The sequence below is a fragment of the Prosthecobacter sp. genome, assembly GCF_049294395.1.
In the GTDB taxonomy this organism is placed as follows: Bacteria; Verrucomicrobiota; Verrucomicrobiia; order Verrucomicrobiales; family Verrucomicrobiaceae; genus Prosthecobacter.
Genome location: NZ_JBAQCR010000122.1, coordinates 80426 through 89117, shown reverse-complemented (window position 1 = coordinate 89117; position 8692 = coordinate 80426). Strand labels below are relative to the sequence as shown.

5 protein-coding genes are annotated in these 8692 nt (G+C 61.6%); all 5 read right to left on the bottom strand.

The window, feature by feature from the left end; genetic code table 11:
* Window positions 1–2918: hypothetical protein (locus WAW39_RS08050; protein ID WP_422317582.1), on the bottom strand; the 2918-nt coding region annotated here is incomplete at its 3' end.
* A gap of 54 nt (window positions 2919–2972) precedes the next feature.
* Window positions 2973–5177 (bottom strand): hypothetical protein, encoded by a 2205-nt coding sequence (locus WAW39_RS08045; RefSeq protein WP_422317580.1) that lies wholly within the window; start codon window positions 5175–5177, stop codon window positions 2973–2975.
* Window positions 5174–7168: a BatA domain-containing protein gene (locus WAW39_RS08040; protein ID WP_422317578.1), complete on the bottom strand. Its 1995-nt coding sequence runs from the start codon at window positions 7166–7168 to the stop codon at window positions 5174–5176. Before WAW39_RS08040 ends, WAW39_RS08045 begins: the two co-directional genes overlap by 4 nt.
* On the bottom strand, window positions 7165–7626 hold the full coding sequence (locus WAW39_RS08035) for a hypothetical protein (protein ID WP_422317576.1): 462 nt from the start codon (window positions 7624–7626) through the stop codon (window positions 7165–7167). Before WAW39_RS08035 ends, WAW39_RS08040 begins: the two co-directional genes overlap by 4 nt.
* Entirely contained in the window at window positions 7626–8477 is an 852-nt protein-coding gene (locus WAW39_RS08030; protein WP_422317574.1) for a DUF58 domain-containing protein, read from the bottom strand. Before WAW39_RS08030 ends, WAW39_RS08035 begins: the two co-directional genes overlap by 1 nt.
* Between the last annotated feature and the right edge of the window lie 215 nt (window positions 8478–8692).

Sequence of the window (8692 nt, the reverse complement as noted above, 5' to 3'; positions counted from 1 at the left end):
GTGTTGGCCTGGATGCCAAACTGTTTCGAGGCAAGCATGGCCGATTTTTTGCCATGTTCTCCCTCTTTGAGCGCGGCCTTCGAATTTTCCAGCTCACGTGTTTCGTCGCGCAGCTTCATCTCATCGCGCAGGGATTTCATGACCTTGAGCACGATCTCCGGCGGCAGGCTGTCTGCGCTGCAGCTGCTGCATGATTTACACTCACTTGCAGCGACCATCTCCTCCGCCCAGCGGTCCAGCGTGTCGGCCCAGAACTCCGCGCCGGCCATGCTGTTGCCGCTCAAGTTCACCGCCGCCTGATCTCCCAGATATGTCAGCATTTTCACCACCTGCGTGTCCTTCATCTGACCGATGATGTTCTTGAAGTGCATGTCCGGTTTGCGGGCGAAGTAGGCCTCCAGGTCGCTTTGGATCACGCGCACGGTTTCGCTCTGCGTCTTCTCGTGTTCAGCGATCGCCGCGGCATCCTTCACCGGCTTGCGCTCCAGACCGAAGGCGCTGAGAGTCTTCGTGTTCAAATCCTTTGCCACCACCAATTGCTGGCGCGAGGCCGCCTTAAGCCGCTTCACAAACGTGCTGGCCTCCAGGCTGGCCAGGATGGTGCCCAGTTCATCCGAGACACGCGCAAACTCGGCCAGCAGCAGCTTCTGCTCGTCGAGAGCATCCTGCATTTTCTTCTGTGCCTGTGATGCTGGCGGCTCCTGCGGCTTCTCTTCAGGTTTCTCGTCTTTCTTTTGGCCCGGTGCCGCCGCCATCTGTGTCGTCGGCAGTTTCATCGTGCTGGGCTTGGGCGGCGAAGGCTTGGCATTGGGGTCCGCAGGCTGCTGCTCGGCCTTGCTCATCGAGCCTTCCTTGTCGGTGATGCTCGGCATGTTGTCTTTCTTCTGCTCCTCTGTGGAGGACTTGCCGCCCTGCTTCGTTCCTGGAATGTCCGGCCCGTTGGCAATCTGCGGTGCGCTGGGCTTGTTTTGGCCCGCTTTGCCTTCACTCTGCTTGCCTTCTTTCGGTGGCTGCTGGGATGAATTCGACGGCGGATTGGCGGCAGTGGACTGACCAAGTTTGCCGCTCTGCGCATTCGAGCTCTGCTTCAACAAATCCGCCACGCTCGGCATCCGCTTGGCCGCGATGTCCTGCAGTGACTTCAGCATCGTCGCCCAGGATTCGAGACGCTTGGCATCAAACTCATCATTCCGCGTCGCCTGCTCCACCAGACTGCGACCGCTTTGATTCAGCATGCCCAGTCGCGCTGCATTCGCATTTTCCGCGCTGGCCTGCTGCGCGATCTTCCGCCGGTTTTCCGGGCGGTCCAGTTCAGCGGGAGTCAATGCGCGCAGTTCCTTGTTCGTCGCATGCAGCTGCTGCTCGCGCTCATAGCTTTCGCGGGCTGCTTCGAGCCATTTGCCGAACTGCTCCGTCAGCCACAGCGCGTGGTCTGACTTGTTCAGCACGTGCAGCAGGAATGCCGTGGAGTAGGCGCGCTTGCGCTGAGGCAGGTAATCCTCGGCCCAGGCGCGAATCTCCAGCGTCTGCGGCGCCACGCCGTCGCGGTCTGCACAAAAAGTTGCCTTGGCTGCCAGTGTCTTTTTCTCGGGCTCTCCTGCTGCCGCGATCTTGTCGCCTTTCGTCTTGTCGTCATTCACGCTGCGCCATTCGAGGCCCGTGCGCTGGATGCCGAAGTCATCCTGCACATCCACATCGAACACGACGACTTCGGAATCGAGCACCACCTGCTCCTGCGTCTCTCTCCGCGCGGCCAGCCGCGGTGCTTCATCGTCGATAGCATTGATCTTCAAAACCAGCGGCTCGCGCGGTGTCAGGCCGTCGCGGTCCTGCCACATCACATGCTTTTCAGCGTTCGCTGTGATTGGATGGAAGGGCGTCGTCACTTTGGCGCCCGAAACTTTCTCGGCTTCGCCATCCACTTCCGCCGAGGCCAGCTCGCGCGATGCCGTGGCCTCCAGTGAAGCTTGTGCTCCTTTCAGCACGCTTACCGAACCGCCGCGCACTTCGGTCATCGGCTCCGTCTTGTACTTCAAATAGTCCGGGAGCCGTGTGCGCACAGAAAGCGCGGTCAATTCTGGCCGGGTGCGCGGCAGCACGTTCACTGTCTTGCGCACATCCCCGAGCGAGAGGGACAGGGCCGCATCTTCCTTTTGCGGCGGAAACGCCAGCGGATAGGCGCCCTGCTGCAGGCCGCTCACCACGGCGGGCTGATCGCTGATCTGGGCCTTGGCCGAAGCTGGAGACCAGAGTGTGTCCTTGTTGAGCAGCACCTTCAGATCAAACGGTTCCGCATAGGGCACCACGAGGCGGTTGGGGAGCTTCTCGATCTTCGCGAAGGTGAAGCGCTCCACATCACGCCATGGCGTCGCCCAGCGAGCCAGCGCATTCCATGCGGCGTCCGGAACCAAGGTCAGTGCCGCCACGGCAAGAAGCGCCGTCAAACCTGCCGCCCAGCCCCATTGAAAATGTTTCGCCTCCGGCACGGCATGGGAGAAGTCCTTGTCCTTCACCGCCTCCGCGGCCTGATCCATCGCCGCCTGCACGAGGCGCTCGCTGCGACCTGCGGAACCCGCTTCGACATGCGCCAGTTCCACGATGCCGAGCAATTGATCCCCGAGCCGTGGAAAGGTGCGCTTCAGCAGCCGTGCCGCATCCTCCAGGCTGCGCTGACGCCATACCCAGCGGTGCCATTTCAGCGGCAGGCCCAGGCCGAGAACCGCTGCGCCAGCAACCAACAGCGTCGTTCGCAACCACACCGGCGTTTCCATGACACGATCCAAGGCGAAGACCAGGATGTAGGAGAACACGATCCCGAATGCCGCCGCCAGCAGGCCCTCGGTGAGCTTGACGATCCAGACGCGCTTGCGAAAATCCGCGAGCTTTGATTCGAGGATGACAGGCAGTGCTGTTTTCATAATAGGCGAATGTTATCCTGATGAAACGTCTCTGACGAGCTTTTGATTGGGTGTTTAGAACGTCCCGGCGGCCTTTCTTCCGACCCAAAAAAGGCTCATTAAGAGCACCAGCAGCCCCGCCCAGGCGGGGTGTGCCCAGATTTGCAGCCGGCGCTCCTGCACCGCCGGTTCCGGCATGGCGGAGATCGCGGCGAGAATGGCGGCAGGGTTGCTGGCATCGAGCACATCTCCCTTGGTGAACCGGGAGATCTCACGCATCACGTCGAGCCGGGCTGGCTGGCCGCGTTTTTCCCGGCTGGTGCCTTGGATCGAAATCTTCGTTTCCAGCGACGACCCTGCCTCCGCGCAACTCAGCTGCACCACGTGTTCTCCCGGCTCCACCGGGCTGAAGACGCCGTTGAACAACCCCCAGGCCTCCTCACCGGCGGGCATCAGGCGAACGCTGCTCACCTTGCCGCTTGGCGCCGCGATTTGGGCGATCACAACCCCGTCGCGCAAGGGCTCGCCGGTGAGGCTTACAACGTTCGCGTTCAGTGTCAGTACATCACCGGTGCGCGGGCGGTCGGGGGAATAAAACAGGCGCATCTTGTCGCCGCTGCTCATGTTGCGCTGGTAGGCCATCCAGCGCACTACCTGACCCCAGAAGCGGTAGTGGTACTTGTCCTCCACGCCTTTGCGCCAGCGCCACGCGCCATCGGTGCCCATGAAGAGGATTTTGCCTGCGCCGTAGGTCTTCGTCACGATCAGCGGCACGCGGCCAAACTGATTGGATTCGGTGCCGTGCGTGGCCAGCACCTCGCTGCCAGCTTTGGCACGCAGGGCGGGGGCATACCACTGAAAGCCCGGCAGATTGCCCCACACACGGGCGCTGGCATCGTCGCTGTCTTCGAGCTTGGTCAAAAGGCTATGCGTACCTGCTTCGGTGAGTGCAAACTTGCCCGGCGAGGACGAACCCCAGCCGCGTGGCTGCGCGGCGTCCCAGATCACCGGCAGAAGTTCGGCCAGCGGTGTGTCCTGCAGGGTTGATTGGAAGCCATGGAAGCCCGGCATGAAGACGAGTCCGCCTGCCTGATCGCGCACCAGCTTTTGCAGTGAAATGCATTGTTCTGCGGTGAGCTGGCCTTTCGCCAGACCGACGTCGCCGAGAAACACCACATCGTATTTCGTCAGCTCTTCATCTTTTGGAAAAGCTTTCAAATAACCGCGGCCATCCCCCACTTTGCCCAGGCCGGGATGCAGCAGCAGGCAGCTCACGTCCACGCCCGGATCACGTTCCAGCGCATTGCGCAGGTAGCGGTACTCCCAGCGCGGGAAGGATTCGATCACCAGCACGCGGAGCTGTTCCTTGCGGATCGAAAGCGGTGCCTCCTGGGAGTTGTTTTCAGGGTAGCGTTCACTCGATGTCTTGGGGATCGTGAGGGTGAGCTTCACTTCACCGGGTTTGTCCGGCTTCCAGGCGATGGCGTCTTGAAAGCGGCTCATGGCAGGCAGCGTGACCTCTTTGGTGATGATCTCGCCACTGGAAGACTTCATCTCCAGCACCACGACTTCATCACGCGGCAGCGAGCTTTCGATGGTGAAGGGAATGCGCAGCGGCTTGCCCGCCACCGCGAAGGTCGGCACGTCGAAGCTGCTCAGCTCGACATCCGGCAGCCGCGTTTCCGCACCCGTGGGTACGGCAAACACCGGCACCTCGCGCATGCGCAAACGAGTGGTGGCCTGCGATGGAGCGGCCCCCGTGTTCCAGTCGCCATCGCTGATCAGCACAACGGCCTTGAGGTTCGGCTGCTTCTCCAGCACGCCTGCCAGCGCTGCATGAATGTCCGTGCCTTCCGTGGGAGGTGTCTGCGCCGAGGAAAAGGGCTCGATCACCACATCCATGCGCTGCTTCAACGGCTCCCACAGCTTTGCGTCGATCAAAGGTTTGGCCATCTCTTCACGCGACTTTGGCTCTGCATTCGGCTGTGTCTTGTCGATGACATCCTTGGTCGTCATGCTGCCCGAGACATCGTGCAGAACCGCCAAGGTGGGCTTTGTCTGCGGCTTGAAAGTCTCCAGCCACTCCGGCTGCAAGAGAGTGACCGCGATGCCGGTGGCGATGATGAAGCGCAGGAACTCCAACCAGCCCACGATCACCCGATAGCCGCTGCGCCGCCATGCCATGAACGCGAGGCCACCCATCGCCACGACAAACGCCACCCCGACACCGAAGGCGACCGGCGTGGGATTGAAGACGAGCTGTGAGGTGGTGGGTGTCATCGGGCAGGAGAAACTTGGGGGTCGCGCTTGGCCGGCATGCAAAGCAAGGCTTCGCCCAGAAGCGCGAGAGCCATCACAAAGAGGAAGGTGCGCCAGATTTCGCTGGCGAGGCTGGCGTCATTCTCGACCTGGTCTTCGATGACGTGGTAATCGAGTCCGGCGAACAGCTCTGCGAGGGCTGCTTTGCCCAAAGCTTCGGGCTGGTCTTCCCGCAGTGGTCGATTGAGCGCGACGAGTCGGTCGCCGTTTTCGACGATACCAGCACGCAGTGGCTGCTCGGAGCTCAGCACGGTCTGGCCGTAGCGTTTCCACGCACTCAGATCACCGCTGCCCAGAGCAGTGGCACCTGCCTCGCGTTGCTGCGCTTTGCCGAGACTGCGCGCACCTTCATTCAGCGCGCGGTGCAGCATGGCAAACATCACCACGCCATCGCGGGCCAGGCTGGAGGAGCCGGAACCGGGCAGCGTGCCGAGGAACCAGGCATTGCCATCGCCAGGAATATCGGCGCGCATGAGCAGCGGCAGATTGCCGGTGAGGCGGGCCAGCGGTGTGCCTTCGCCAAGGATCTCGCAGCGGCGGCTCACTTCCAGATCGCCCACAGGAAGCGCGGTGCCGCTGCGGGTGTTGGCCAGCAGACCTGTGTCATTGCGCCACCACTCCACGCTGGCCGGTTTGCTCTCGCTGCTCCACGCACCCCAGTGCAGGCCGCCGAAGGCTTCCGCGTTTGCTGCGTCCGTGGGCAGGAACAATAGGCTGCGGCCTGAGCTCAGATGATGCGTGAGCTGTTTGCCGATCAAGTCATCCGCCTTCGGCAATGGCGCATGCCAGATGATGAGCGCGACATCATCCCAGGCAATCTCCGCGGCACGCGCCGGAGAGAGCACCGTGGCGGCATACTTGAGCGTGGGATCGGCGGCGGCTTCCAGCGCCGCCTGCAGCGGTCCAGCCTCGGCTTCGTCATCACTGACGATCACCGACTGCAGCACGGCTGGTTCATCAAACACGAAATGGTACACATTGTCGGAAGGCGAAGCATCGGCCGGAAGTTCGACCCGGCCTGAGCCACGTTTGGTCGCTTTGTCGATGGGAATGGCATGGCCTTGCAGCACAAGCTGCGAGTCCTTCATCTCCACTTTGATCGTGGTGCTCACATCATTGATCACAAACCGCAGCGGCAGTTCCAGTGGCTCGCGTGAGGACGCATCCCGTGTGACGCGCAAATCGAGCAGCAGTTCCGCTTTACCCGCAGTTTCGTTGCGCACGACACGTTGCACCGAGACGGCAAGGTTTTGCGCCGCAGGCTGCGCATAGCTCAGCAGATGCAGGCGCAGCCCCTTCAAGGTGGCGAAGGCACTGCGCAGTGCCTGCCAGCGTCCGCTGCCGGCATCCCAGTCGCTTTGGCGCAGATCACTCAGCACCCAGACATCAGTGCGGCCGGTTTGATTCGTGGTGATGTAATCCAGCGCGCCCTGCAGCAGCGCGGGCACATCCGCCGTGGTGTCCGTGGGTCCGGTAAGCGGAAGATCGATCAGCGACTCCGGCTTCTCCAGCAACTGCGGCTGCAGGTGCGCGTTTTCGATCAGCACCAGCTTTGATCGTGTGCCCACTGTATCACGCAGAGCCTGCGAGAGTTTGGCGATGCCCGCCGTGCGCTTGCTCGTGCCGGTGGCAAGGTTCTGCTGCTCCATGCTGGCGGAGCGGTCCAGCAGCACGATCACCGTGTCCGGGACACCACCCGTGAGCCCGAGCAGACCGCCGGCCATGGGACGGGTGATGACGAAGAGGATGGCGGCCACTGCGAGTACGCGGAAGGCGAGAATCAGGATCTGCCGCAGGCGCGAGAGGCCTTTGTTCATGCGCTGGGCCATCTGCAGGAACATCATGGCGGCCCACTTCACCTGACGGCGGCGGTAGAGGTGGATCAAATGAATGATCACCGGCAGCAACGCAAGCGGCAGGGCGAAGAGGAGCGCTGGGGCGAGGAAGGTCATGGGTGGTGATCCATGTCGAAGCGTTTCTGGTCACAAGCCGCGCCGCCTGCGATGGATTTCCGATGTGAGAGAGCTTCCCAAACGATCATGGCCAGGCAAGAGACCGTGAGAATGCTGCTGGTCAGCGGCCAACCAGCTCCTTTTTCTTTCGCCAACCACTTGAAGCAATCCTCGGTTGCATGAGCAAGCAGCGCAAAAAACATGATGAAAAGGAACGCGTTGCGTTTCGAGTTTCGTCTGTGCCAAGCCAGCCAGCCACACACAAGTGCGCCTATGATGTAAATGGTTCCGCCCTCGATTCCTCCGGCATCCCCAGGATTGTTCCAGCCTGTTTGGAGATCCAAGCACCCAATGTATAAGTAGGCTATGCAAAGGCCTAGCTCGGCACCCCAGAAGCCATCGAGCACAGAAATAGTCTCCTTGTCCGTGGGCTTCTCTGTCTTGTATTCCTCTTTCATCACCTTCCCCCTTTCTTCTGAATGCGTGACAGCAGGAACTTCGCGAGCACGTCGTCATACTTTTCGTGCAGCTTGACTCGGTGGTAGTCGATGGCGGTGGTGCGGACGAGTTCGTCGATCTCATGCATGTACTGGCGCACGGCTTCGCGGTAGTTGCGGGCGATGAGGCTGGGGTCGGCGAGGATGGCTTCCCCACCTTCCATGTCGATGAAGCGTGCGGGGCGGTCGAAGTCGAAGTCGAGCTCCTGTTGATCGAGGAGATGGAAGACAGCGACGTCGTGCTTGCGGAAGCGGAGGTGCTGGATGGCGGATTTCAACTCGACCGGCGGGACGAAGAGATCGGAGAAGACGATGACAAGGGCGCGCTGGCGGATTTTCTCAGCGGCATCGTGCAATGCCGTGAGCAGCGTGGTGCCGCCGACGGGCTGGATGCCGGACATTTGATCGAGCACGAGGCCGAGATGCGAGGCTCCGCGTTTGGCGGGGATTTCCACGGGCTTTTCCGCGAGGCTCCAGAGGCCCACGGCATCGCCCTGCTGCGCGGCGACGTAGCCGAGCGTGCCGGCGAGCTTGCGCGCGTAATCGAAGCGTGTGCTGCCGGTGGGGCCGTAGTTCATGCTGCCGCTGGTGTCGATGAGGAGGCAGAGGCGGAGGTTGGTGTCGGCCTCGAACTCCTTGATGTAGAAGCGGTCACTGCGGCCCCAGGTGCGCCAGTCGAGGCGGCGAGTGTCATCGCCGGGTACGTATTTGCGGTACTGAGCGAATTCGAGGGAGGAGCCGCGCACGGGGCTGCGGTGCTTGCCGGACACACCACCGAGCATGGCGTGGCGGGCGTTGAGGGGGAGCGCCATCAAGCGACTCAGCACCGCTGGTTCCAAGAATGATCGGGAAGACTCAGCCATGGTCGTATTGCCCTCCGTTGATCCTTGTTACTAATGGCGCCGAGTTCATCGTTCCTCTAATGCTGGCACGATCGAGTTGATACACTTCGAGTTTCTCTTGGTCGAATTGGATGCTGGCAGGCATGTGGCGCGGTTTGTTCGAGGACGAGGAGAAGGACGACGAC

Bases quoted from the DNA above. Each gene is read 5' to 3' on its own strand.
- WAW39_RS08045 (WP_422317580.1), bottom strand. From the start codon at position 5,177: ATGACACCCACCACCTCACAGCTCGTCTTCAATCCCACGCCGGTCGCC.
- WAW39_RS08040 (WP_422317578.1), bottom strand. From the start codon at position 7,168: ATGACCTTCCTCGCCCCAGCGCTCCTCTTCGCCCTGCCGCTTGCGTTG.
- WAW39_RS08035 (WP_422317576.1), bottom strand. From the start codon at position 7,626: ATGAAAGAGGAATACAAGACAGAGAAGCCCACGGACAAGGAGACTATT.
- WAW39_RS08030 (WP_422317574.1), bottom strand. From the start codon at position 8,477: ATGGCGCTCCCCCTCAACGCCCGCCACGCCATGCTCGGTGGTGTGTCC.